Genomic DNA, 26,302 nt, shown 5'->3' on the forward strand with positions numbered 1-26,302 from the left:
CCGGAGAAAGCCCATGAAGATCATCATCGCCCCCGACTCGTTCAAGGACAGCCTGAGTGCCGAAGGCGTCGCCCAGGCTATTGCCCAAGGCTTGGCCGACGTCTGGCCGGATGCGCAGTTGGTCCAGTGCCCAATGGCGGATGGGGGTGAAGGCACGGTTGAATCGGTACTCGCCGCCTGTAACGGCGAACTGCGTAGCCAAACAGTGCAGGGGCCACTGCGCGGTACGGTTGACGCGCGTTGGGGCTGGCTGGCCGACAGCCACACGGCGATCATCGAAATGGCCGAAGCCAGCGGCCTGCAACGGGTACCACCGGGGCAGCGCGACGCCTGTTGCAGCACCACATTCGGCACCGGCGAACTGATTCGCGCCGCACTCGACCTGGGTGCACAGCGCATCATCCTGGCGATTGGCGGCAGCGCCACCAATGACGGTGGCGCCGGCGCGATGCAGGCGCTTGGCGTGCAGTTGTTCGACGCCCAGGACCAGCCATTGCCACCGGGTGGCTTGGCCTTGTCGCGCCTGGCGCGGATCAATCTCGAGCGGCTTGACCCACGCCTGGCCGAGGTGCGCTTTGAAATCGCCGCCGACGTCAATAACCCACTGTGTGGCCCTCACGGCGCCTCGACCATCTTTGGCCCGCAAAAAGGTGCCGATCCCACGCAAGTGCAACAACTGGATGCCGCCCTCAGTCACTACGCCGACCACTGCGCCCAAGTCCTGCGCAAAGACGTGCGCGACGAACCCGGCAGTGGTGCGGCCGGTGGCCTCGGTTTCGCCGCCAAAGCCTTCCTCGGCGCACAGTTTCGCGCCGGTGTGGAAGTCGTCGCCGACCTGGTCGGCCTCGACGCCGCCGTACGCGGTGCCGACCTGGTGATCACCGGCGAAGGCCGCTTCGACGCCCAGACCCTGCGCGGCAAAACTCCGTTTGGCGTGGCGCGTATCGCCCAGCGGCACAATGTGCCGGTGATCGTCATCGCGGGCACCCTTGGCGACGGTTATGCGCAAATGTATGCCCACGGTGTCGACGCCGCGTTCGCCTTGCCGTCCGGTCCGATGAGCCTGGAGCAGGCGTGCAGCGAAGCACCACGGTTGTTGCGCGAACGGGCCGCGGATATTGCGCGGGTGTGGCGCACTGCCGCTCGACGCTGACGCAACGCCCCAGACATGGGACAATCCGCGCCTTTTTCGACACGGAGAGTCCCCATGCTGCGCCGCTCACTCCCGGCCCTGTTGCTGGCCGCTATCACCCCTCAAGCCTTGGCTCAACCGCCTGTGGAAACCGTGCCATTGCTGCGGGAAATCAAGCAATGGGTCATCGGTTGCGACAACCTGCGCAATTGCCACGCCCTCAGTGCGCCCAGCGGCGTCGACGAAGAGGACTACAGCTCGCTGACCTTGCATCTCTGGCATCAGGCCGGGCCTGAAGGCTATCTGCGTTTGCGCTTTGACCATCGCGGCCAGGCCGTGGACCTTTCCACCCTGCGGCTGGATGGTCAGCCACTGGGGCCGGACCTGACCCGCGACTTGCACGTAGAACTGGACGATCAGGGCGGCGATCCCGACATGCAGTCCTACGGCGTGATCGAAGAGGCCGCGGCGCGGCGTCTGTTGCAGCGTTTGCGCAATGGCCAGCGCTTGCAGTTGCCGGGCGAGGACGAGGCCCACGTATCGCTGAGCGGGCTGAGTGCAGCGTTGCTGTTGATGGATGCGGTACAAGGGCGGGTGGATAACGTCACCGCACTCGCACGGCCGGGCAAGGGGGCCGCGAGTGAAGTGCCGCCGCGCTTGCCGACCCCCGTGCTGCGTCGGTTCGAAGCCGCGCCACCGCTGAGCGCGACAGAACAAGCCGGGCTGGTCGCCGCCGCATTGCAGGCGGTCACGCCGGAGGAGGGTGAAGCCGAAGCCAACGTGGGCGCGCTGTCAGAGAAGGAAGCGATGACTGTCACGCGTTATGACTGCGCAGCCTACAACTGCGAGTTCGATGTCAGCCGCCGTGAACGACAAGCGCCCTACAAACAAACTCAGCTGAAACTGCAGCCATTGCCGCTGGACGCGGCGGAACTGCAAGGCTCGGTCGGCTACGACGAAAGCACCGGCACCCTCAGTTACTTCTACAAGCAGCGTGGGATCGGAGACTGCGGTGGCGGTGGCGTCTGGGTGTTTGACGGCAAGACGTTCCAACTCAGCGAGTTTCATGTAATGCCGCGCTGCACCGGCGTGGCTTATGGCGATTGGCCGTCGTTGTGGACGACTCAGCCGGCACCCTAGCCAGCGGGCGGGCGTGGCCTCTACACTGGGCGGCCACTTGTCTTTCAAAGGACGAAACACAATGCACACGCCTGAACCCCATATCGTCATCCAGCGTTTTACCGAGGCCCACCTGGAGGGCGTCGCCGCGCTCTATAACGAACCGGCCGTGTGCCGTCAGGTGCTGCAAATGCCTTTCCAATCGATTGAGGCGTGGCGCAACAAGCTGGAAATGGACAACGAGCGACGCCTACAGCTGGTGGCGGTGCATGGTGGGGAAGTGATCGGCCAACTCGGCCTGGAACAAGTGCTGCGTGTGCGCCGCAGCCATGTCGGATCGTTCGGCATGGGCGTGGCCCCGGCCTGGCAGGGCAAGGGCGTGGGCTCGCGCCTGCTGGCGGCCGCGCTGGACGTGGCCGACAACTGGATGAACCTGCGCCGGGTAGAGCTGACGGTGTACGCCGACAACGAAGCCGCGCAGCAGTTGTACCGCAAGTTCGGTTTCGAGGTGGAAGGGCGCATGCGCGATTACGCCGTGCGTGACGGCGCGTTCGTCGACACCGTGAGCATGGCGCGCCTGCGCCAATCCGCCTAGTCCTGCAACGCGAACGCCACCGCAGCCTGCGCATGCAGCTCGGTGGTGTCCAACAGCGGCAACTTGCTGTGCTGCGGCTTGATCAGCAAGCCGATTTCCGTACATCCGAGAATGATTGCCTGGGCGCCGCGCGCGGCCAGGGACTCGATCACCCGTTGGTAGACCTGGCGCGAGGCTTCGCTGATCACGCCGACACACAACTCCTCGTAAATGATCCGGTGCACCGCTTGGCGCTCGTCCGCGTCGGGCACCAGCACGCTCAAACCGTGGTCGGCCAGGCGCGACTTGAGAAAGTCCTGTTCCATGGTGAACGCCGTGCCCAGCAAACCAACGGTCAAGGTGCCTGCTGCAACAGCGGCCAACCCCGCCGCATCGGCGATGTGCAGAAACGGAATCGACACTGCCGCCTCGATACGCGGCGCCACCAGATGCATGGTGTTGGTACACAGCACGACGCAGTCGGCCCCGCCGGCTTGCAGGCGCCGCGCAGCCTCTTCGAGGATCAGCGCGGCGTCGTCCCAACGCCCGGCGTGTTGTGCCTGCGCCACCGGGCCGAAGTCCACGCTGTACATCAACAGTGGCGCCGAGCGCAGCGGGCCCAGTTGCTCACGCACCTGCTGGTTGATGAGGCGGTAGTACTCGGCGCTGGACTCCCAGCTCATGCCGCCGATAAGGCCGATGGTGCGCATGCGATGCTCCTGACAGGGGTAGTCGGCCCACCTTACCCATCGACCACGGATTAGTCATACGCAGTTGCCCGCCAAATCGCCGGTGCAGTTTCACATGTCGAGGTTGATCCAGCCCGGTTTGGCATGTTCCGGTGCAACCGCGTTGACCTGTTTGCCGGTGGCCTGCTCCACCCGTTGTGCCACCTCGGGATCGTCGGCGAAGGGGAGCAGGCTGGCGTCATCCAGACTCTGCTCCGATTGCCCGCGCAAGCAGTACTCCACGGCGCCATACAGGCACATCAACAGCAACCAGCCCCACATCAGGCGATTCGCGCATCTAACTGGGCCATGCGCACGTCGGCGCTGCGCACCGTCCGCCAGGTGTTGTAGGCCATCAGCAGCATGCCCGTCAGGAAAAACACGCCACCGGCGAAACGTACGACAAACCCCGGATGGCTGGCCTGCAAGGCTTCGACAAACGAGTAGGTGAGGGTGCCGTCATCGTTCACCGCCCGCCACATCAGGCCCTGGGTAATACCGTTGACCCACATCGAGGCGATGTACAGCACCGTGCCGATGGTCGCCAGCCAGAAGTGCAGGTTGATCAGCGGCACACTGTGCATCTGTTCGCGGCCGAACACCTTGGGGACCATGTGGTACAGCGAGCCGAACGTGATCATCGCCACCCAGCCGAGGGCGCCGGCGTGCACGTGGCCGATGGTCCAGTCGGTGTAGTGGGACAGGGCGTTGACGGTCTTGATCGCCATCATCGGGCCCTCGAACGTGGACATGCCGTAGAACGCCAGCGACAGCACCAAAAAACGCAGGATCGGGTCGGTGCGCAACTGATGCCAACCGCCGGACAAGGTCATCATGCCGTTGATCATCCCGCCCCAACTCGGCGCCAGCAGGATCAGCGACATTGCCATGCCCAGTGACTGCGCCCAGTCCGGCAGCGCGGTGTAGTGCAAATGGTGGGGCCCTGCCCAGATATACAGGGTGATCAATGCCCAGAAGTGCACGATGGACAGGCGATAGGAATACACCGGCCGCCCGACTTGTTTCGGCACGAAGTAGTACATCATCCCGAGGAAGCCCGTCGTCAGGAAAAACCCTACGGCGTTATGTCCGTACCACCACTGCACCATCGCATCGGTCGCCCCGGAATACACCGGGTAGGACTTGAACCAATCCACCGGGATCGCCAGGTGATTGACCACGTGCAACATGGCGATCACCAGGATAAACGCGCCGAAAAACCAGTTGCCCACGTAGATATGCCGGGTTTTGCGCCGTACCACGGTGGTGAAAAACACCACTGCGTAGGCTACCCACACCACCGCCATCCACACCGCACCGGAGAACTCGATTTCGGCGTACTCCTTGGTGGTGGTGTAGCCCAGCGGCAGGCTGACCAGCATGATCACGATGACCGCCTGCCAGCCCCAAAAGGTAAACGCGGCCAAGCGGTCGGAAAACAGCCGCACCTGGCAAGTGCGCTGCACCGCGTAATAGCTGGCGGCAAACTGTGCGCTGCCGGCGAAGCCAAAAATCACCAGGCTGGTGTGCAAGGGCCGCAGGCGGCCAAAGGTGGTCCAGGGCAGATCAAGGTTCATTTGCGGCCAGACCAGCTGCGAAGCGATCCACACGCCCATGGCCATGCCGACAACACCCCAGACGATGGTGGCAATGACGAATTGACGGACGACTTTATAGTTATAGGCCTGCCCGATTGTTGCTGTGCTCATGCTCAGTCCTCCCACGGTTCCAAGTGGCGGGCACTGTAGGAAGAGTGACAAAAACAAAACAGCCTCAGTAAAAGCTCATTAATGCGGATCAGTTTGTTTGCTATGAAAACAAGGCCACTGGCGGCGCTGATCCGCTGTTTATCGCGGGACCTGCGCTTTTATCGTACTGCACCGCAATGGCCCCGGGCTTTAATCGTACGGTGTGTGACGGCATCTGCCATGATCAGCCCTCGCGACCTGGCTCACCCAAGGAGTTCCGCAATGGACGATGTACAGCAACTGGGCGAGATGCTTCGTCATTACGCCGACACCGAAGCGTACAAAAAACAGCAATTCGATGTGCAGTCGGCCCGTTGGGCGCAAAAGCTTGGCGAGTTGTTCGGGCAGATTGAGCAGTGGCTGGAGCCGGTCAAGGCAGTCGGGTTGCTTGAAGTCCACCGAGAAGCTTATGTGGCGAGCGGCCCGAGCGTCCCGGTGGAGACCTCGACCTTCAAGACCGAGAAGCTGAACGTGCAGATCACCGGCAAGACCGTGGAGTTTGTACCGGATGTCATGGGCGCGGGCGGCTTGATCTCGGTGGCGGTAATGGGCCTGACGGCCGCGCGTCACGGCAGTGTCTCGCTGGTGTTGCCAGCGGATAAAAACGACTGGTTATGGAAGAAAACCAACGGCCTCAAAGACCCGGACACCTTTGGCTTTGATGCGAATTTCCTGGCCTCGCAGTTACAGGGCCTGATTCCACGTGAACGCAACTGAGCCGGCTATTTCTCCAGAGTTGGCTATACCTACAGCTCGATGTTTCAGTGATGATCGCCAAGGAGTGCCGTGATGAAACCAAGACTAATGCTCAGCGCGCTGTGCGTTGCCTCCATCGCAATGGCAGGCTGCGCCAGCAAAATCACGCAACCGGATGAATATTCCGGGTTTCTTTCCGACTACAGCCAGCTCAAGGAGGCCAAGTCGCCGTCGGGCGCCGACGTGATGCGCTGGGTCGATCCCAAGCTCGACCTGAGCCGCTACCACGCGGTGTTTATCGAGCCGACCCAGTTCTACCCCAAGCCCCAAGCCACCGCAAAAATTCCCGACAGCACCCTCAACGGCATCAACGCCTACTACAACCAGGCGCTCAAGCGTGAACTGGAGAAATCCCTGCCGCTGGCCAAGGCCCCAGGCCCCGGGGTGGTCGTGGTGCGCGCAGCGATTACCGCCGTCAGCAGCAAGACCGAAGCGCTCAAGCCTTACGAGTACATTCCGGTGGCGCTGGCCGTGGCGGCGGTAAGTACCGGCGCGGGTATCCGTGACCAGGAAACCACGCTGGGCACTGAGGCACAGTTTCTCGACGGGGCCAGCGGCAAGGTGCTTGCCCAAGTGGTGCGCAAAGGCACCGGCAAGCCGTTGGCCAACGATGCGCAGGTAATGAAGGCCGATGACGTCAAAAGTGTGATCGATGGCTGGGCATCAGACCTGCATCAGTCTTATGTAAAGCTGAAAAGACCCTAGAACGTGTTGCGCGCCTGGCGATTGTAGTAGCTGAGCAGGCTGTCATAGCGGCGGGCGACGACGTAATAGTCGTCGCTCAGTTGCTGCGGCGACGCGTGATCAAGCCAATCGTTGAGCAACGCATGCATCGCCTCAAGGTAGGCGTCGACGCTCGGTTTGACGCTGTACCAGAGGTAGGCTGCGTCCTCGTCGCGGGCGGTGCGCGGGACACCCTTGGTGAAGCGTTCAGTGTTCTCGCCAGCCACTTGTACGGCGGCCGCCAGCGTCGCCAGCGCTTGGGGCGTGAGGCTGGCGTTGCGCATGCCCTGGTCGACCTGGTTGATTGCCTGGCGCGCCGTGATCATGTAATTGAGCACGTGCCAGTGCAGGTCCTCGCCGAAACGAGCTTTTAGCAGGGTCAGTTGCGCGGGTCGCAAGCGCTGTTCCTCGCGTTCCAGCGCGCGGCGCAGCTCGGCAGAGATCGACGTGTAGGCCGCGCCTTCTTTGAGCATGTTCTCCCTGAGCAGCGCCAACATGTTGTCGTTGAACAATCGTTCGTAGGCCGCCGACTGTGGCTGGGACGACTTGGACACGTAGATCAACCCGGTGATGGCATTCAGGCTTGGCACGAACCGCTCGGCTACGCCGATCAAGCGGCTCCCGGGTTGCTGGCTCTTGAGTTTGAGCGTGATGTTTTCACCGCAGGCATCTTTCTGGATCGTCCGCGCGTCGGGCTCGGTGGTATCGCCGAATTCGCTGCGGTTGTGCGGATAGCCGGCGGGGTGCAGTGTTGACTGCCCATCGCTGAGGTTCGGGTTGGCGCGGCGGTAGTACACCAGCCGCGTATCGCGGTCGACGCGGTTGACGCAATCGATGAGCGGTGCCAGCGCGCTGGCCATTGCCGTGTCGGCGCCATCGCGTTGGTCCCACCACAACCCGACCAGTTGCACTTGCTTGGCGGCACCGGCGAGGCCAAACAGCCCCATGACCAGCGCAATGCCGAGGGCAATAAACCAATTGGAATTCATTGTGCAGCCTCCTGGCCATACCACTGCTCCTGCGTCGCAGGGGCCTGACAGTGTTCGGCGGTGCGCGGCATGCGGCTGCACAAACGCTCGGTCCACTGTTGCAGGCCTTGATTGCGGGTGACCAGGTAGTGGTTGTCGAGCATCTTCAAGCCGCCGTACAGCGCGATGCCGCCGACGACGCACAGCGCAATAGCGAGGTTGGTCCTGCGCGGGTTGCGCACGGACCACGGCGTGTGTTGGTTCATGAACGGCCGCTTGACTGCGCCGATCAGCGCCAGTGCCAGCACCAGGGTCAGGCTGGCGAGGGGGCCGAACCAGTAACCGAGGACGGCGACGAGCACCCCACCGGGCAGCAGATCACGAAGCGGCAGCAAGGGCAGGTGAGTGGGGCTGAGCCAGCGCGGCAGGCGCTGGCTCAAGCGCTCGTCGTGCAAGCGATATTGATGCGCCAGCGGCCGCCAGACCTGCCATGCCACACCCGCGCCTATTGCAAAGGCCAGCGACCACAGCAGCCCTTGGCCGACAGTCGGGACGACGTTGCCGTGCAAGGTGTCGGCCTGCCCGAAGGTACCGACCACACACGCCAACAGCAGCGCCACCAACCATGGCCAGGTGTCCAGGCCCTTGTCCCAACCTTGCCAGAAATACACGGTGCCACCGGGCATCGCTTCGGCCACGGCGACGTGTTCGGCGTAGATGTCCGCGCTGAGTGCCTGACAAGCCTGCCAGTCGTCTTCATCCAAGCGCTGGGCAAATGCGCGACGCTGACCGAGTGTCATCGGCGCCAACAGCAAGCGGGCGGCGCGTTGCTGAGGGCTGTAGGGCGGCTGTTCGGCCAGTGCACGCTGCTGGGCCAGGAACAGCGGTGCCTGCTGGCGGCGCAGCAGCAACGCCCACTCATCGGCAGGGCAGCTGTGGTCCGCGCCACCGTGCCAGCCCTGGCCGACGCAGACCGCGTCAAACACCGCGCTCGACCAATAACGGTTGTTTGCCAGCAGCCTGGCCAGCCATTCATTGAACCAGTCGGCGTGGGGGTATTTGCTCACCCACGTGCGCTCGTTCCGTGCGGCATAGGCGGCGAGGAATGCCTCGTCGTGTTGCTGCTCAAGGGCTTCGTACAGAGGTTTTTGCAATGCGGTGCGTTGTTGGTATTCCAGGGTTTGCATCAATGCAACGGGCAGTTCCAGGCGCTGCCAGGCCGTCATCCAATTGAACGTTTCGAACGCCCACCGGGTGTCGGCGGCGTCGAGTTCGCCGTCGACACTGCGTTGCAACAGGTGAATCTCGAAGAGCAGCAGCGTGCCGTCGGCCATCGCGGCTTGATAGCGCTGGTCGAGGCTGGTGCCCGTTTCCTCGACCAGCACCTCGGGGGCCTCGTCGTACGCTTGCGCACTCCACGCCAACGCCGCTTCATAGGCTTCGCGCAAGCGCTGGAAGCCCTCGGGGTCGTCATCCGGACGGGTCTTTTTCAGTAACGCCGCGTATTGACGCTTGATTGCGCGGCTATCGGCGTCCGGGGTGAGGCCGAGGACATTCCAGCAAGTCATATGCAGTACAACTCCATAAACAGCAGGGTGTTACTTGAGCGGTGTCAGCGGCGGCAGTTTCCACTGGCCGCTCCCTACTTCAGGCTTGGGCAGATAGATGCGCAGCACTGCGTAGAACGGCCCGGTCGGGGCGGGCAGCCAGTTGCTTTGCTCGGCTTTCGGCGGCTCGTGGTGCTGCAACGCCAGCGTCAGGCCGCCATCGGCGTCAGGCTTGAGGTCTGCCAACATGCGTGAATTGATCACGTAGCGTTTCTTGTGGTTGGGCACCAGCTGCTTGGTCTTGGCGTCGTACATGGTCAGCGACCAGAACGCATCGGTCGGCGGCAGTTGGTCCTTGGCGAAGTGTACGGTGTAGCTGTGGCGCGCGCCGTTGGCCGGTTTGCCGTCACTGTCGAGGACGTACTTCAGGTGCGCGATTTCATCGCTGGAACTGCCGAAAAGCCCTTGGTCGGCGCCGGCGTAGCGGTAGAGGTAATTGTTCTTGAGGCGGTCGCGGCTACCGTAGAGATCGGCCCTGGTCACCTGGTTGGTGTCGAGCTTGTCCTTCTTGAAGGCGGCGAACTCGGCCCGGGCATCGCTGATTCCGTCCTCAAGGGCTTTACGCTGTTCTGCGCTCAACTGGTTGACCTTGAATGGCGCACCTGCGGCGATGCCGATCTTGGCGAAGCGGGCCAACAGGTCTTTTTCGCTGTCCTGGGGCGCAGCAAACGCCAGCATGAAGTTCAGGTAGCGGAACAGCTGCGGGCCTTCGGTCATGGTGGCCATGGGCTTGGGCCATTCGATCCTGGGCGCGGCGGCCGGGGCCGGCTGTTTCACGTAGCTGCTCAGGGGCTGCACTTTGTAGCCGCCCTGGATCTGCTTGACCTTGCCCAGGTCTTTTTCATCGAACAGCTGCGTGCGGTACAGGGCGTAGGCAATATTGCTTTCGCTGTAGAGCACGCGGTCGATGTCCACCGGCTGCTGACCTTTCCAGCCCGGGCCTGCGACCATGTAGTGGCCGCCATTGTTGCCTGTGCTGCGGGTACCCAGGTAGGCGAAGTTCTGCGTATACAGGTCGATCAACTGCACCGAGTAGTAACGGTTGTCGTCGATCTTGGGCAGGGTCAGTACCTGGGGTTCCTTGCGCAGGTCCATCCAGACGAAGGAGTAGGGCGTGTCCACGTTGGGGGAGGAGACGGCGGAGTCCTTGGGAGTGAGCACCTGGGCGGAATTGGCGATGCGATTGAACGGCGCCTTGAAGTTGGCACCGCCTTTATCAACGGCCTGGGTGTAGAGCGTCTTGTACATCGCCACCACCGGGTAGCCGTACAGATAGGCTTCCTTGGCAATGGCGCGGGCTTCGGCGGGGCTGGCGGTGAAGTCGGCCAGGGCGCCGGTACTCATGAGTATCGAGAGGCTCGCCAACAGCAGGCGCGTCGGTTTTCCAATCATGTTGTTGCGTCCTTCCAGAGAGCTTATTTAGAGGGCGGGGAATCAGAGCGCCGAGTTTCCAATTTTATTGGCCCAACGTCACGTTAATCCCTGACCGGCCCATGCAAAAATGCCGCCCGGGCAGGCGGCACTGGTACGGCGTTGGCGTCAGGCGGTGCGCAGGATCGACTGGACCTTGTCACGTAACTGGTCGATGGAGAACGGCTTGCCGATCACCTGCATGCCAGGGGGTACATCAATGTTTTCCGCATAGCCGCTGGCAAACAGGATCGGCAGCGCGGGGCGTAGCTCACGTACCTTGGCCGCCAGTTGCTTGCCGTCCATGTCTGGCAGGCCGACGTCGGTCATCATCAGGTCGATCGGTTGATCCAGATTGTTGACCAACGCCAGCGCTTCTTCGGCATCCGCGGCCTCAAGCACACTGAACTCCAGTTCTTCGAGCACGTCGACGATCAGCATGCGCACGATGGCGTCATCTTCGACTACAAGGATGGTGGAGGCGAGCGGGGGCATAGTGAAAATTCCTGAAAAGTGAAGGTGCCGGTCTTGGTCAGTTGACAGACGATTCTCTAGTGAGTCGTATCAAGCCCGGCAAGTTCCCGAAACAGGCACGGCATTGTGCCGGTATCCCCAACGAATGTCCCGCCCGTCATATCGCCGTGCTAAACAAGCCATGCAGGCTGGTGATACTGCCCGTACTCTGCATCAACTCCAACTCGTTGAACTCGGCATATTTGTACTCAGGGCGGGCTCTGTCTGCGCCATAAGGCTGCATCAGCACATTCGAGCGGCCGCTGCTCAGCGCGCTTTCCAGGCCCTTCCTCATTGCCTCTTCAGTCGGGAACTTGACCAGGCCGAAGTTGGGGTCGTAGTAAAACCATTGCTTTGTGTTGTTCTGCATACTCATCCCGGCCAGTACTACATGGCCACGGTCGCGAATCAGCAGCTTTGTCGGTGCCGCTGCGTTGGCCAAATCGTCAATGATCGTCTGATGGCCAGCCTGCGTGGGTGTTTGCAGACCATGAACGCGGTTTTCCAGGATGCCTTGGAAACGGGTCAGGTCCTGGCGAAATTTGATCGATTTGGGATTGTCCAGATCGGCAATCGAGGTAAAGAAATTCCCGATCAATGTATCTGACTTGTTATTTTCAATCGCCAGCGCCATGGCATTGGCGAGCACGGCGCATTCGCCCTCGGAGAGGACGTCTGCCTGGCTCAAATAAAAGCCTTGGGGCATGGGGGTCAACGTTCCACCCGCCGCGCGCATTTCGTCACTGAATATCTTCGAGTTACTAAGGCTGATTTCGATGCGTTTCTTTTCTAAGGCCCTGTACAAAGTTCCCACCTGCTCAGGCGTTCGATGCTTGTCGACAGCCAACTCTTTGAGTTGCTCCAGGTTCATGGATGGAAAATACCCTGGGATGTCGTCCGGCCTGCCTGAAGTGTATCCACGCAAATAAGACACCTCATCGATCGCCTTCGCCTGGCTGACGACCCTCTGAAATACCAATGGAAGATCCTGGGTGGGTGGGTTCGGGGCAACCACCGTGGCCAACCAATTGAGCAGATGCTTATCAAGCGCCTTGACTGCACCGTCCTGCGCAACGGCAGTCGGCACAAAGCCCTGCAAGGCCCCCCCATAAGGCTGCATCTTGTCGACATCAAAGGCATGCCACTTGCCATCCTTGAGCACGGCGCCGCTTGCTACGCTTTGGCCGTCCACAGGGAGGGTGCCATATGCCGCCAAGGTGTGCTGTTTGCTGGCGGCTTTGAGCACGTCATAGCTACCGGTTGCCCCCCGCAGCTCATTGATGCCTTGCAGCATTCTGGCGCCAATTCGCTTGAGACCGTTGCTGGCGAGCCGGGCGGTGCCCAGCGCCAAGTCACCCGCGCCACTGAGGGGGTTCAACGTGCTGATTGCGGCCGCACCGATGACTTTGCTGACCTTGTAGGCTTTGGTCGCCGTAGAGAGTGTCGAATTGCCAATCTTGACGGCCTTGCCGACTGTGCCTGCACCAGCGGTGAGAAAACCGAAAATATCCAAGGCCAGATCAAATGCACCATCGCCGAAATTGCCCTTTTGGAAGTTGACAATAGCCGAGCGAAAGGGGATCACGTCCAGCATGACATCGACGATGCTGGCAATCTGCCTATTGCGCAGGTCTTCGGTGGTAGAGCCTTTGGCATGGTCTTTGATGTCTTGACTGTCAAGGTCAAGATGTTTGACAAATGTGTCGGCAATCGCCTGGGTACGCGGCGAAGCAAAGCTGTCCGGGATAGCCTCCAACGACCTTGGCGCTGCGCGGGCCAGGAGGGTATCGCCGAACGTTTCGGTTTTGCTGACTCTACTGCCATCTCGCTTCTCGCGGACCTCTGCCTGCCAAGGCAAGGCATGGGTGATGCTGCCTTTGTCAAAGTCGATTGAGTACGCGGTGGTCTTGCCATTGTGCTTGACGCTGACCATCAGCGCCTTGTCGGTTGGAAGTGGGGTTTGATCAGAAAAACCGGTGCCTAACTGGTAGGCCTTGTTTTGAAAGAACCGGACTTCGCCATATTCGAAGTTCTGTCGGTCTTCCAGAGGTAGTTGAGCTATCAGGTGCTGGATGCTGGTGCTGACGGCTTTTTTCTTGTCTTCGATCCCCTTGGCAAATTCGGCTTCAAACGCGTCGAGGACCCTGAACCGTTTATTGGCGTTCAGCTCGGCCATCGGAAGCCGGCTGTCCTTCGAGCGAAAAACCAGGTTTTTGTCCTTCAGGCTCATCATGGCGACATCAAGCATCGAGTGCTCGCCGGCTAAAATAACGGTTTCTCTCGCAGGTGATCCGTTATCGGGAAAGTAACGTTGCAGCACCTTGATGGCTTTGACTTCGAATAACGCTTCTTTGCCGGGGAAGCGCCTGCTCAGCTCCGCCAGTGCCATCTCCCTGCGCGATGGCAACGCTTTATCCAAGGTTTCTGTGGCGCCACGCATCTGCGCAATACGGGCATTGAACGTATCGAACAATGTCTTCATATCTTCAGGGGTGTAGAGGTGATCGGCTTTCCTGGCTACCACGCCGTGGGCGCTGCCCCAGTCCAACAGGGCGGCTTTTTGTGCACTTTCGGTAACGGCTGGATTGGACTGCGCGGCCAATTCGGCTGCTTGCATAACTTGGAGAAAGGTCATGTTGGGGACCTTTCCGGGCGTCTGGGCGTCAACGGTTGTCGCTGCAACGGCCAGGTTGAGCCAGGCCGGGCTGCCGTAGGTGATGTTGCTGGGAATGTCTTTGATCAAGAATGCAGGCGCTCGGCTCGCCAGTAGCAGACGGGCATCGGCCCCAGCCGTGGCGAGGCTGGACCGGCCTTGAGCGACCAGGTGCTGTTGCAAGCGCTCAACCACCACCGACGCAGGCTGACCGATATGCGCTTGGGCCGCCAGGTCGAAACCGGCCACTTTGTTCCGGTCAAGCGCTGTGGCTAGGTCCGGGTCTAGCTGAAGGTTGATGGCGGCGAGCAGGTAATCGGTATCGCTGCGTTCTGTTGCAATGCCTTGCATATGTTCCCGCAGCGCCTTTCCCATCAATTTGGCTGCTGGGCTGTTGAGCAGAGCGTCCAGCAGCTTGGCCGGACTGTTCAAGGTCTGTGGCGAGAGCGGTAGCTGATAGCGCAGGAACTCCAGTATCCCCCCCGGTGTGCTCGCAACCGATGGTTGGGTTCCAAGGTGATGGGTATGACGTTGAGCGAACGCTGTCAGGCGCGCCTGCTCGTCGTTACTCAACGGTATTGGCCAGGACAGAGCGCCACTCAAGTCGCCCAGTGGATGGGGGTTAACCGTGTTCCTCGCCGAATTGGCAAGCGCTACCAAGGGGGGAGGAGTGACAGGTTGTGAATGCTGAGCGTTGGGCAACGCGTCGGCGTCCGGGGGATCTTGCCCTTCGGTCACGGTGACGGGCGCGGAATGGAAACGGTCGTAAGCGCTGGAAATTCCGTACGGGAGCATGCCTGTTATCATTTGGGCGTACCTGCGAAGGGAGGAGAGGTGCCGGCGGGGCACACTTTTATCGTGTCGGTGTGCCATGGGTTGCCCGAAATGAGGTGAGCGTTCCTGCAAGAGGAGCGAAATTTCGTTTAAGACTGTGTGGCTCCCCGTAAGCGCGTGGTAAGGCATTCGAGTAAAAACGACGGGCAAACATGGCCTCTGGCCCACCTTTGGGGCAAACTCCCGGTTTTTCCCCACTCGGCCAAGGCATGCCTATGACTCCCGCGACGTCTGTCGATGAAAAGAGCTTCCGTACTCTCCTGAGCCGAAATGTGGCACTGCCATTGGGTGTGGGCGTGCTCAGTGCGGTGTTTTTCGTGTGCTTGATTACCTATCTGTTGTCGGTAATCCAGTGGGTTGAACACACCGATCGGGTGATCAACAACCTCAATGAATCGTCAAAACTCACGGTTGACCTGGAAACCGGCATGCGCGGTTTCTTGATCACGGGTGACGAGCATTTCCTCGACCCTTATGAGGTCGCCAAGCCGCGCATCATTGCCGACTTGCGCAACTTGCAGGAGCTGGTGGCGGACAACCCGCAGCAACTCGACCGCCTCAAGCGCCTCGAAGCCCTGCAAAACGAGTGGAACAATTACGCTCAATCGATGATTGATATGCAGCGCCACTCCGGTGACTACCGCAGCGCGGTCAAGGCCGGTCGGGGCAAGCGCCTGACCGATGAGATCCGCAAGGAATACGACGACGCGGTGGCAATGGAGCAGCAGTTCCGGCTCTCGCGCAACGAACAAGTCACCCGCGCCACGGTGATCAGCGTCACGCTGTACCTGGCGTTCGTACTCGGCTTGAGCGGGTTTCTAGCCTACGTTGGCAGGAAGAATTTACTATCTTTGTCAACCAGTTATGCCGCAAACCTCGCGTCTCAACAGAAGATCGCACGGCGTCTGGAGCAGCAAGCGTGGCTGCGTAACGGCCAGACCGAGCTGGCAGAGCAAGTGCTCGGCCAACTGACGCTGAACATGCTGGGCCGCAATATCCTGCAATTTTTTGCCCAGTACATGGGCTCGGTTGTCGCCGCGCTGTATGTCCGCGAAGAACACGGCGGCCTCAGGCGTGTGGCCACCTATGGTTTTTCCCGCGAGCAGGAGCAACTGGAACAGGCGATCTACAGCGACGAAGGCATCGTTGGGCAAGCCGTCCAGCTTGATCGCCTGATTCGCTTGGACGATGTGCCGGTGGATTACTTCAAGGTCAGCTCCGGCCTGGGCGAAGGCCCGACCCGTAGCGTTCTGGTCATGCCCACCAGCGACGACGACCGTGTCAATGGCGTGGTCGAGCTGGGTTTCCTGCGCCCGCTGGAAGAACGTGACGTCGAGCTGCTGGAACTGATCGCCGGCAACATCGGTACGTCCATCGAAGCCGCACGTTATCGCCAACGTTTGCAGGAAGTGCTGGCCGAGACCCAGCAGCTCAACGAAGAGCTGCAAGTGCAGCAGGAAGAGCTCAAGACCGCCAACGAAGAGCTCGAAGAACAGTCGCGCATCCTCAAGGAGTCCCAGACCCACCTGGAAATCCAGCAGGCCGAGCTGGAACAGACCAACGAGCAACTGGCCGAGCAGACCCAGGTGCTTGCAGACCAGCGCGATGCGTTGGATCGCAAGAACGCCGAGTTGAGCCAGGCCCAACTCGAACTGGAAGACCGCGCCGACGAGTTGACGCGCTCGAGCAAGTACAAGTCCGAATTCCTCGCCAATATGTCCCACGAGCTGCGCACACCGCTGAACAGCTCGTTGATCCTGGCCAAACTGCTCGCGGAAAACCCGCAGGAGAACCTCAGCGCCGAGCAGGTCAAGTTCGCCGAATCGATCTATTCCGCCGGCAATGACCTGCTCAACCTGATCAACGACATCCTTGATATTTCCAAGGTCGAGGCCGGCAAACTGGAAGTGCGTCCGGAGACTTCCAGCGTCGCCCGCCTGGTCGACGGCCTGCGCGGCATGTTCGAGCCCCTGGCGGCGGACCGCAAGCTGGGCTTCCAGGTCGATATACAGGACGATGCCCCCGCGATGCTGTTCACCGACCGCCAGCGTCTGGAACAGATCCTCAAGAACCTGCTATCCAACGCGGTCAAGTTCACCGAACAGGGCGAGGTGAGTCTGTCGGTGTCCGGCGCGTCAGGGGAGGGCATCGCCTTTACCGTGCGCGATTCGGGGATCGGGATTGCGCCGGACCAACAGGAAAGCATCTTCGAAGCCTTCCGCCAGGCCGACGGCACCACCAACCGCCGTTACGGCGGCACCGGGCTGGGCCTGTCGATTTCCCGCGACCTGGCGACCCTGCTCGGTGGCTACATCAGCGTCACCAGCGTGCCGGGCGAGGGCAGCGTGTTCACCCTGGTGCTGCCGGAGCAATATGTGGAGCGCGGGGAAGACGCCGCCCCCATCGAAGCTCCGCGCCAAGTCGTGGTAGTGCCGGCACCGGCGCCGGTGAAGGTCTCGCCGCTGCCGGTGGCCGATGCCACATTGATCCCACGCTTCGCCGACGACCGTGACAAAGCGCCGTTCGCTACACGCTGCATCCTGGTGGTGGAAGACGAGCCGAACTTTGCGCGCATCCTGTTCGATCTGGCCCACGAGCTCGGTTATCAGTGCCTGGTGGCCCATGGTGCGGACGAGGGCTACAACCTCGCCGAAGAGTATCTGCCTGACGCAATCCTGCTGGACATGCGCCTACCGGACCATTCCGGGCTCACCGTGCTGCAACGCCTCAAGGAACACGCCAACACACGCCACATCCCGGTGCACGTGATTTCCGTGGAAGACCGCGTCGAAGCCGCCATGCACATGGGAGCCATCGGCTACGCGGTCAAACCCACCACCCGCGAAGAGCTCAAGGACGTGTTTGCGCGCCTGGAAGCCAAGTTGACCCAGAAGGTCAAGCGCGTGCTGCTGGTGGAGGACGATGACCTGCAACGTGACAGCATTGCCCGCCTGATCGGCGACGATGACATCGAGATCACCGACGTCGGCTTCGCCCAGGCCGCCCTCGACCTGCTGCGCACCAACGTCTACGACTGCATGATCATTGACCTCAAGCTGCCGGACATGCTTGGCAACGAACTGCTCAAGCGCATGGCCACCGAGGACATCTGCTCGTTCCCGCCGGTCATTGTCTATACCGGGCGCAACCTGACCCGCGATGAAGAGGCCGAACTGCGCAAGTATTCGCGCTCGATCATCATCAAGGGCGCCCGCTCGCCGGAACGCCTGCTCGACGAAGTCACACTCTTTCTGCACAAAGTCGAATCCCAGTTGTCCCATGACCGCCAGAAGATGCTCAAGACCGCCCGCAGTCGCGACAAGGTCTTCGAGGGGCGCAAAATCCTGCTGGTGGATGACGATGTGCGCAATATCTTCGCCCTGACCAGCGCCCTGGAGCACAAAGGCGCGGTGGTGGTGATCGGGCGTAACGGCTACGAAGCCATCGACAAACTCAATGAAGTCGAGGACATCGACCTGGTGCTGATGGACGTGATGATGCCGGAGATGGACGGTTACGAGGCCACGGCCTTGATCCGCCAGGACCCGCGCTGGAAAAAGCTGCCGATCATTGCCGTAACGGCCAAGGCCATGAAGGACGATCAGGAGCGTTGCCTCGCGGCGGGTTCCAATGACTACCTGGCCAAGCCGATTGATCTGGACCGCCTGTTCTCATTGATCCGCGTCTGGCTACCGAAGATGGAACGCATTTAAGTGGAGCGAAGTTTTTTGGAAAAAAGCAGCGATATTGAGCTGCGCCTGCTGATCGAGGCGATTTACCTCAAGTACAGCTACGACTTTCGCGACTACTCCGGTGCGTCGGTAAAACGCCGTGTGGCCCACGCCCTGCGTCAGTTCGATTGCGCGACGATCTCCGCCTTGCAGGAGCGAGTGCTGCACGACCCGGCCGCGTTCATGCAGTTGCTGCAATTCCTGACGATCCCGGTGAGCGAGATGTTTCGCGACCCCTCGCACTTTCTGGCGATCCGCCAGGAAGTCGTGCCGCTGCTCAAGACCTACCCGTCGATCAAGATCTGGATCGCCGGCTGCAGCACGGGGGAGGAGGTGTACTCCATGGCCATCCTGCTGCGCGAGGAGGGTTTGCTCGAACGCACGATCATCTACGCCACGGACATCAACCCGGCGTCCCTGGACAAAGCCAAGCAGGGGATCTTCTCCCTGGAAAACGTGCGGGCCTACACCGCCAATTATCAGCAGGCCGGTGGGCAACGTTCATTTGCCGACTACTACACCGCGGCTTACGATTACGCGATCTTCGACAAGACATTGCGCGAGAACGTGACCTTCGCCGACCACAGCTTGGCAACCGATAGCGTATTCTCGGAAACTCAATTAATTTCGTGTCGTAACGTATTGATTTATTTCAATAAAAAATTGCAGGATCGTGCGTTTGGATTATTCCATGAGTCGCTGTGCCATCGCGGCTTCCTGGTGCTGGGCAGCAAGGAAACCCTGGATTTCTCCGCCTACAGCAAGCAATTCGAACCGCTGGTCAAGCAAGAACGGATCTACCGAAAATCATGAACGACGCTGCAGCCAACCCGATTCACGGGATTGAAGCCATCGTTGTCGGCGCCTCCGCCGGCGGCGTCGAGGCGTTGCTGGGTATTTTTGCTGAGCTGCCCGCAGGCTTTGGCTTGCCGATCATTGCCGTACTGCACCTGCCGGACGAGCGCCGCAGCCAGTTGGCCGAGGTCTTTGCCCGACGCCTGCGCATCCCGGTGCGCGAAGCACGGGACAAGGAATTGATCGAGGCCGGTACGTTGTTTTTTGCCGGGCCTGGTTATCACCTGTCGGTAGAAAACGACCGCAGCCTGTCCCTGAGCCAGGAAGACCGCGTGCATCATTCCCGCCCGGCCATCGACTACCTGTTCGCCTCGGCCGCCGATGCCTATGGCGCCGGCCTGCTGGCGATCCTGCTGACCGGCGCCAACCAGGATGGCGCGCGCGGCCTGGCCCACGTCAAGCAATCGGGTGGTACCACCATCGTGCAAGACCCCAAGGAGGCACGCATTGCCGTGATGCCCCTGGCGGCCCTGGCGCTGCACGCACCTGACCACATTCTTACTTTGAGCCGCATCGGTTCATTGCTGGCTTCCCTGGAATATTCCCCATGTTAAGTACTGTCCAGGCCAAATTGCTGATCGTCGACGATCTGCCGGAAAACCTGCTGGCCCTTGAAGCGCTGATCAAGCGCGAGGATCGCCAGGTCTACAAGGCATTGAGCGCCGACGAGGCCTTGTCGCTGTTGCTGGAACACGAGTTCGCCATGGCGATCCTCGATGTCCAGATGCCCGGCATGAACGGCTTCGAGCTCGCCGAGTTGATGCGCGGCACCGAAAAGACCAAAAACATCCCTATCGTGTTTGTCAGCGCTGCCGGGCGTGAGCTGAACTACGCGTTCAAGGGCTATGAAAGCGGGGCCGTCGACTTCCTGCACAAGCCGCTGGATATTCACGCGGTCAAGAGCAAGGTCAATGTGTTCGTCGACCTGTATCGCCAGAGCAAGGCGATGAAGCAGCAGGTCGAAGCCCTGGAACGCAGCCGCCGTGAGCAGGAGCTGCTGCTGACGCGCTTGCAGGCCACCCAGGCCGAGCTGGAGCAGGCCGTGCGCATGCGTGACGACTTCATGTCGATTGTCGCCCACGAAGTGCGCACGCCTCTCAACGGGCTGATCCTCGAAACCCAGCTGCGCAAGATGCACCTGGCCCGGGACAACGCAGCGGCGTTCACCCTGGACAAGATGCACGCCATGGTCGACCGCGATGAGCGCCAGATCCAGAGCTTGATCCGCCTGATCGAAGACATGCTCGACGTGTCGCGTATCCGCACCGGCAAGCTGTCGATCCGCCCGGCACGGTTTGACCTGACGCAACTGGTGCGCAATCTGGTCGAGAACTTCGCCCCACAAGTGGCGGCGGCCAACTCCTCGATGCACCTGGTCGCCGAGGCGCCGGTCGAGGGCCTGTGGGATGAGTTCCGCATCGAGCAGGTGGTCACCAACCTGCTGACCAACGCGTTGCGCTACGGGGCTAAAAGCCCGGTGGATGTGCGCGTGTACAGCGAGCACGGCGAAGCGCGGGTGGAAGTACGTGACCGAGGCATCGGCATCAGTGCCGACAACCAGAAGCGGATTTTCCAGCAATTCGAGCGCGTCTCGGCCAGCCATGTCGCGGCGGGCCTGGGCCTGGGCTTGTTTATTTCCGAGCAGATCGTTGCGGCCCATGGCGGCACCATCGAGGTCGAGAGCCAGATAGGCGAGGGCGCCCTGTTCCGGGTGTGCCTGCCCCTCGAGGCGTCGGCATGAAATCAATCGTCACCTCGACGCAACCTTCTGCGTGACCCCATGGTCGTAACAGCAGCAATTGACCGGACAAAGGCTTCCCATGAGTGAAGATGCACAAGATGTTGTACTGATCGTCGAAGACGACGAGTCGATTATGTTCGTGCTGGGCGAATATCTGGCCGGCCTCGGCTATCGAGTGTTGAAGGCGATCGATGGGGAGCAGGCGTTCGAGATCCTTGCGAGCAAACCACACTTGGACCTGATGGTGACTGACTATCGTCTGCCCGGCGGGATTTCCGGGGTGCAGATCGCCGAGCCGGCGATCAGGTTGCGCCCGGAATTGAAGGTCATCTTTATCAGCGGTTACCCGCAGGAAATTCTCGACTGCAACAGCCCGATTACGCGCAACGCACCGATCCTGGCCAAGCCGTTTGACCTGGATACGCTGCACGAGCATATCCAACGGCTGTTGGCCTGACAGGTTCGCAAGGCGGGTTTGCCAGCGTTAGCGCATCCTTGCGCTGGCGTTGATCCGTCGCGGCAAATCGGCTTCAGTCGATGAAGTCAAACACCTCTTTTTTCTGGCGTTCGGTAAAGGTTTTCGTCGGTTCGATACCTTCAATCAAGTTGAAGGTACCGTCAGGTTTGATGTCGACGCCGCTGGCGGTAGTGATCGTAATTGAGTTCGGGCGGGTGGTTACCCAGTCACGCAGCAGCGTTTCCCCATTGTGTTCCTGGCGCAGCGTAACGGCTATGGCGTATGGGCTTTTGGCTCGCTCGCCGCCCACCACAATGAGTTTTGCGCTGCCATCGGCAAGTGATGTTTGTGCTTGTCTCAGTGCGCTGGATTGCAACGGGTTCAGAGAGCTGCCGCGAAGGTGCATCAGGGTTCGCTTAGCATAAACACCGTCTGTCAAATCCGAGAGGAGAACGATCGCCGTGCAATCGCTGATGCCCCGAGTTTGGAGAATGGTGCTGCGGTCGGAGATCGTTATAGAGTCGTTCTCGGGAACAAACGCGATTTCGGGGGATGGTGGCTTATCAGCCAGCACAGGCTTTTTGACGACCGGTGTGTTTCCAGCGTTGGAAAGCGGAGCGTCATACAACTCGGTCACTCGTTTTTTGTGAAGGCTGGCAGCGTTCGTCCACTTGTCATCATAAACGCTGACCTGAAACTTTAGAGTGTTGGGGTCGCCATACGTTTTGTACTGAACCGGCAGCTTTTTGTTATTAACAATTTTTTGCATGCCGCGACTCATTTGGTCGGCGTTAGAGAAGGTTGCGAGACCAAAGTTAGGGTCATAGAAAAAGAACTTTCTGGTCGCCCCCTCACCTATTACACCGGCTGTCATTGAATGATCGGGTGTACTGATCATCAGGGTTTTCGAAGTGCTGGAGTCGGACAGTTCTTGAACAATATCCTGTGGCGTCATCGCTCGAGGCTGTTTGCCAGCGTGAAACACGGTAGGGGTGTGCACCTGCTTTTGAACATCACTGAGTGAAGAAATGAATTTACGGCTAGCTGCAGACGCCGGGTTTGCAGCCGCTTCAAAAATATTGCCGATCAGTACCAGCTCCTTGCCTTGCGCAATAGCGTCTGCCATGACGCGTGACATCGCCGCGCACTGACCACGGCTCAGCGGGTTGACTTGGCTGAAGTACAACACCTGCGGTACAGGAATCAGCGTTCCGCCTACCGAGCTTACATCTTCGGAAAATATGCTGGCGCCATTGAATGAATGCTTGACTGCAATTCGTTCCTGCTGTCGAGCCAACGCGCCCAATTGCTCTGGGGTACGCGGCTTCTCCAGCGCCAACTTCATCACATCTTCGGATTTCATCGTTGGCCGGAAACCGGCGACGCCTTCTGGAGAAATGTTGTTAAAGCCGTTATCGAATAATGCCTTGTTCGGTCCGTTACGGGTTTGCGTAATCAGATCGCTCCACTGTTTACGAACCAATTCGGATTCTGCCGATAACGGGGTGACAATATTTTCCCAGCTGCCAAGCTCACCTTCGTTGACGCGAATACTCGGCTGGAAATCCGAGAGTGGCTTGCCGTAATGTTTCCGGGACGCGGCGTCAAAGAGATACCACTGCCCATCGACCAAGACCCCGCTACTCTCGACGAGTTTACCTTCGTGCTTAAACGTACCCAGCGCCGAAGTCGGGTACTGTTTGCTCGGTTTGATCAAGTCGTAAACGCTGTCGGTGTTTGCCAGCTTTATACCGCTGGACAAGTCCGTAGCACTGTTCAGCGTTTTCCTCACCGCCCCTGCTGCGCTGCCAAATACACCGCTTAGCGGATTGATAACGTCAAACGCTGTACGCCCCACGGCTTTTGCGAAGATACCCACTTTGCCGAGGGTGCGGGCAGCTTTAAAGGCTTTCGCCGCTTTCCCCCCTACAGCCGCACCCGCTGTCAAAAACCCAAATACGTCAAAGCTGAGGTCAACTAGCCCACCTGAAATATCGCCTTTGGCGAAATTGACAATTGCGGATCGTAAAGGAATCAAGTTAAGGAAAAACTCCTGAATTTTTTTATAGTTCGGGACCTCCGTATCAAGTGTCGTTACGCCTCTGGCAGCTGCCACCATTATGTCCCGCTGGCCATCGATCACATTACTGTGGACCGCGTTGACAATAGAGGCAGTTCGTGCACTGGCGTATGTATTGGGCGTGCCCTTGTCCGGGGTCGCGTTGAAATGTAGCAAATGCGTAATGAACCTGGCCCCTGGTGCAAGGTTCGAGTACTTGGCGACTGCTATTGGTTGATCACTAGGGTATCGTTCATACACATGAAGGTTGGTAAGTTTGCCCACGACAAAGTTGCCTTGCAGGTCATCCCGTTTGAAAATCTCACCTCTTTGTGGGTTTACTTCGTAAAAGACTGTCTTGTCACCTGATTTTGCGCGAAGCAAGAGAGGCTTGTTATTGTCGGGCTGCGCTTTGTGCAAGATGCCCACATCAATCTGCTCCTTATAAATAAGTTCTTCGCGGTAAATATCAATCTCGCCGTATTCAATGAGCCGTTTATCTTCATCCGGCAGCCTCGTTAACATATATCTGGTGAGGACCGGGATACTTTCAATAAAGTCATCCACGTAACGTTTTATCTGGGTGTCGAACTGCGCTGAAAAATCAGGAATTTTAGACGCTCGCGCAGCATTCAGGACGTCCTGTAAAGGGAAGTCAACATTACGTTTAACGTACCATCGATTGGGTGGATGGTTTAAGCCTTTAAGGTTTTGCGGAGGATCAAGTAATAGATTTTTTGCTACCAAATCATAGATTGAGTAAGGCCCGGGAAAGTCCGGATGATAGCCAGATAAAAGCAAGCATTTCTTCTCGTAGTCGATCGTCTCGCCGCAATGTTGCTTCAACCATGTGAGCACGCTTTGTTTAAGATTAGGTATCGGCTCATCAAAGTGTTGTGAGGCTTTGGAGAACTCCCGAATCTGGTTGTTGTACTGGGTGTATACCTCGCTTATTTGCGTTTGGGTATAGCGACCGGAAGCCGATGGCTTAAGTAAACCGTTGGCCAACGCCCAGTCCCTGAGGGCGGCACCTTGTGCATCTTGCTCAATGATTCGTTCTTGTTTGCTGATCGGCCCGATGTCGGCATAAGCCATGATTTGCGCATACGTCGACTGGGCCGTGGAGCCAGCCGCCTTGGAATCTCGCAGCGCCGAGGCGGTTTCAAAAGAAACCCAGCTATGGGAGCCGTACGTCAGCTTATCGGGAATGTCTTTGGCCAGCAGTGGGGGAGCATGACGGGCCAGTAGCAGGTGTGCCGCAACGGGGGCGGTTTCGGTCGTGGCTCGTTTGGTTTGAACCAGATGATTGATGAAAGCGGTGACAATCTCAGTGGCATGCATTCCTGCCAGTTTAGGGCTTGCCAAGTCGAAACCGGCGACCATCCTGGCCGCTTGCTCCGAGGGATTGTGGGCGCGAACCGTAGACGCGGGCTCCAACTGCTCTCCTAGCACGGCGAGCAACAAATCACTGCTGGTGGCATAACCGCCGTACCGCACTCGCAGTACCTCACCGAGCGCTTTTGCCTTCGGCGATTCGAGCATATTTTCTATGATTTGTTGAGGCGTCGAGGTCTGTGCCGAGTCGGTGATCCTGTGTCGCATCAAATAGTCAAGGAGCGGCTCAGGATGTTCGGCGTTTTCCATAAGGCCGGTATTCAACCGGCTTAACTCTGAGTGCTCAATGGGGACTGGCCATGACAACGCGCCGCCTAAGTTTCCAAGGGGCGCTTGTACAGGCGCCGGTGTCGACAGGGACCGTTCAAGGTTGTTGAGTTGCTCCAGGTTTGCGGGCATGTCCCAGCCGTTAAGGAGGATAAAATCCGCGAGGCTGACCTTCCCCTCAGCGTTCGGCATACCGGCCCATGAGTTCGGATGCACGTCCATTCTGGCCGCTCTCAGAAGATCATCCAATGCAGGGCTCGCGCCTGTGTTACCGGCCATCTGCGCTGCCACGGACTTGAGTGCGCTGGCCGCGCTGTGCTTGTTTTGGATGGCCCCCAGCTCACGCTTCTGATGGTCAAGTGCGTCCTTGGCAGCGTCAGTCAATTGAGGAAAGACTTGCTGTTCCTTGAGGCTGGAGGCGCGTGAAGCCAGCCCTTCTTGAGTGTCGGGTAGGGTTTCTCCATAGAATGCGGCGATCTGCGAAAGGTTCGCGGCGTTTTGCGTCGGCACATGCAGGCGTACCTGTCCGGCCGCCAGCTTGGTAGCGGCCTCCATCAGCAGGTACCAGGACGCAGGCAACATTTGATCGCGCCGGGCATCACCACCAAACTGTTTAACATCTCCTTTCACGCTGGCAACCATGAATCCGGGCTTCCACCGCGGAGGGGTGTAAAAAGTGGTGCGTTGTGACAAGTCGACATCGTTTCTTTTCGCCCATTGCGTCAAGTCAGGGCTTTTGAGCAGCGTGCTCAAGTGCTCTTGCCATTGCCCGTAAGTTGAGTTGGCTGGAATGTTAGTAATGAACTCATCGGGTATTCCAGCGTGGTAGCGACCGCTGGAGGCCTTGAGCAATGAGTTGGCATATAACTGGGTCAGTGCCTGGTCGCCAGAAACCGCTGCGCTAGCAGCGGCTGTAGGGGAAGCCTCAGGTGCTCTGGAGTGGGACGCGTGTGACGGCCCGCTGTTTTGAAGGGGTGGGGTGGAACTGAGGTTTGCAGTAATGGTCATCAAGATTTCTCACGTTCAGCGGAT

The 26,302-nt window shown here is 59.5% G+C and carries 19 protein-coding genes; 10 read left to right on the top strand and 9 right to left on the bottom strand.

What is annotated here, in order from left to right:
* Positions 1–13: 13 nt before the first annotated feature.
* The 3 genes from IB241_RS20510 to IB241_RS20520 all read left to right on the top strand — a co-directional run bounded on the left by IB241_RS20510 (position 14) and on the right by IB241_RS20520 (position 2,846).
* A complete protein-coding gene (locus tag IB241_RS20510) occupies positions 14–1,153 on the top strand; it encodes a glycerate kinase (protein ID WP_192300031.1) in 1,140 nt (379 codons plus the stop codon).
* Positions 1,154–1,207: 54 nt separating this feature from the next.
* Positions 1,208–2,272, top strand: a complete 1,065-nt coding sequence (locus tag IB241_RS20515) for a DUF1176 domain-containing protein (protein ID WP_192300032.1) — start codon at positions 1,208–1,210, stop codon at positions 2,270–2,272.
* A gap of 61 nt (positions 2,273–2,333) precedes the next feature.
* Positions 2,334–2,846, top strand: coding sequence for a GNAT family N-acetyltransferase (locus IB241_RS20520; RefSeq protein ID WP_192300033.1), 513 nt, complete (start codon positions 2,334–2,336; stop codon positions 2,844–2,846).
* Here the strand turns inward: IB241_RS20520 and IB241_RS20525 are convergent.
* The 3 genes from IB241_RS20525 to ccoN all read right to left on the bottom strand — a co-directional run bounded on the left by IB241_RS20525 (position 2,843) and on the right by ccoN (position 5,262).
* Positions 2,843–3,535, bottom strand: coding sequence for an aspartate/glutamate racemase family protein (locus tag IB241_RS20525; RefSeq protein WP_192300034.1), 693 nt, complete (start codon positions 3,533–3,535; stop codon positions 2,843–2,845). The two genes, IB241_RS20520 and IB241_RS20525, sit on opposite strands and share 4 nt — an antisense overlap.
* 90 nt (positions 3,536–3,625) lie before the next feature.
* On the bottom strand, positions 3,626–3,835 hold the full coding sequence (locus tag IB241_RS20530; protein WP_192300035.1) for a cbb3-type cytochrome c oxidase subunit 3: 210 nt from the start codon (positions 3,833–3,835) through the stop codon (positions 3,626–3,628).
* The gene (gene ccoN, locus IB241_RS20535) at positions 3,835–5,262 is read right to left on the bottom strand and encodes a cytochrome-c oxidase, cbb3-type subunit I (protein WP_192300036.1); all 1,428 of its coding nucleotides are present in this window, start codon (positions 5,260–5,262) and stop codon (positions 3,835–3,837) included. The genes IB241_RS20530 and ccoN overlap by 1 nt, the downstream gene beginning before the upstream one ends.
* 261 nt (positions 5,263–5,523) lie before the next feature.
* Here ccoN and IB241_RS20540 point away from each other — a divergent pair, with 261 nt between their 5' ends.
* Both IB241_RS20540 and IB241_RS20545 read left to right on the top strand, forming a co-directional pair.
* Entirely contained in the window at positions 5,524–6,018 is a 495-nt protein-coding gene (locus tag IB241_RS20540) for a hypothetical protein (protein WP_192300037.1), read from the top strand.
* Between the two features lie 72 nt (positions 6,019–6,090).
* A complete protein-coding gene (locus tag IB241_RS20545) occupies positions 6,091–6,762 on the top strand; it encodes a DUF3313 domain-containing protein (protein ID WP_192300038.1) in 672 nt (223 codons plus the stop codon).
* On the opposite strand, the gene IB241_RS20550 is transcribed toward IB241_RS20545, so the two are convergent.
* The 5 genes from IB241_RS20550 to IB241_RS20570 all read right to left on the bottom strand — a co-directional run bounded on the left by IB241_RS20550 (position 6,759) and on the right by IB241_RS20570 (position 14,726).
* Positions 6,759–7,769, bottom strand: a complete 1,011-nt coding sequence (locus IB241_RS20550) for a DUF3829 domain-containing protein (RefSeq protein ID WP_192300039.1) — start codon at positions 7,767–7,769, stop codon at positions 6,759–6,761. The two genes, IB241_RS20545 and IB241_RS20550, sit on opposite strands and share 4 nt — an antisense overlap.
* Entirely contained in the window at positions 7,766–9,316 is a 1,551-nt protein-coding gene (locus tag IB241_RS20555; protein WP_192300040.1) for a J domain-containing protein, read from the bottom strand. Before IB241_RS20555 ends, IB241_RS20550 begins: the two co-directional genes overlap by 4 nt.
* Before the next feature lie 30 nt (positions 9,317–9,346).
* Positions 9,347–10,747 carry a DUF1254 domain-containing protein gene (locus IB241_RS20560; protein WP_192300041.1) on the bottom strand — a complete coding sequence of 467 codons (1,401 nt, stop codon included), beginning with the start codon at positions 10,745–10,747 and terminating at the stop codon, positions 9,347–9,349.
* A gap of 147 nt (positions 10,748–10,894) precedes the next feature.
* Positions 10,895–11,260, bottom strand: a complete 366-nt coding sequence (locus tag IB241_RS20565; RefSeq protein WP_192300042.1) for a response regulator — start codon at positions 11,258–11,260, stop codon at positions 10,895–10,897.
* A 136-nt stretch (positions 11,261–11,396) separates the two neighbouring features.
* Positions 11,397–14,726 carry a hypothetical protein gene (locus tag IB241_RS20570; protein WP_192300043.1) on the bottom strand — a complete coding sequence of 1,110 codons (3,330 nt, stop codon included), beginning with the start codon at positions 14,724–14,726 and terminating at the stop codon, positions 11,397–11,399.
* A gap of 254 nt (positions 14,727–14,980) precedes the next feature.
* Between IB241_RS20570 and IB241_RS20575 the strand changes: the two genes are divergently transcribed.
* From IB241_RS20575 to IB241_RS20595, 5 genes are all read left to right on the top strand, one after another.
* Positions 14,981–18,478: a response regulator gene (locus IB241_RS20575; protein ID WP_192300044.1), complete on the top strand. Its 3,498-nt coding sequence runs from the start codon at positions 14,981–14,983 to the stop codon at positions 18,476–18,478.
* On the top strand, positions 18,479–19,309 hold the full coding sequence (locus IB241_RS20580; RefSeq protein WP_370694898.1) for a CheR family methyltransferase: 831 nt from the start codon (positions 18,479–18,481) through the stop codon (positions 19,307–19,309).
* Entirely contained in the window at positions 19,306–19,905 is a 600-nt protein-coding gene (locus IB241_RS20585; protein ID WP_192300045.1) for a chemotaxis protein CheB, read from the top strand. Before IB241_RS20580 ends, IB241_RS20585 begins: the two co-directional genes overlap by 4 nt.
* Positions 19,899–21,092: a hybrid sensor histidine kinase/response regulator gene (locus IB241_RS20590; RefSeq protein ID WP_192300046.1), complete on the top strand. Its 1,194-nt coding sequence runs from the start codon at positions 19,899–19,901 to the stop codon at positions 21,090–21,092. The genes IB241_RS20585 and IB241_RS20590 overlap by 7 nt, the downstream gene beginning before the upstream one ends.
* 79 nt (positions 21,093–21,171) lie before the next feature.
* Positions 21,172–21,549, top strand: a complete 378-nt coding sequence (locus IB241_RS20595) for a response regulator (RefSeq protein ID WP_192300047.1) — start codon at positions 21,172–21,174, stop codon at positions 21,547–21,549.
* Between the two features lie 73 nt (positions 21,550–21,622).
* Here the strand turns inward: IB241_RS20595 and IB241_RS20600 are convergent, their stop codons facing one another.
* Positions 21,623–26,278, bottom strand: coding sequence for a hypothetical protein (locus IB241_RS20600; protein WP_192300048.1), 4,656 nt, complete (start codon positions 26,276–26,278; stop codon positions 21,623–21,625).
* Positions 26,279–26,302 lie beyond the last annotated feature (24 nt).

Origin of the sequence: Pseudomonas sp. PDM05 (assembly GCF_014851685.1) — a bacterium.
Lineage (GTDB): Bacteria > Pseudomonadota > Gammaproteobacteria > Pseudomonadales > Pseudomonadaceae > Aquipseudomonas.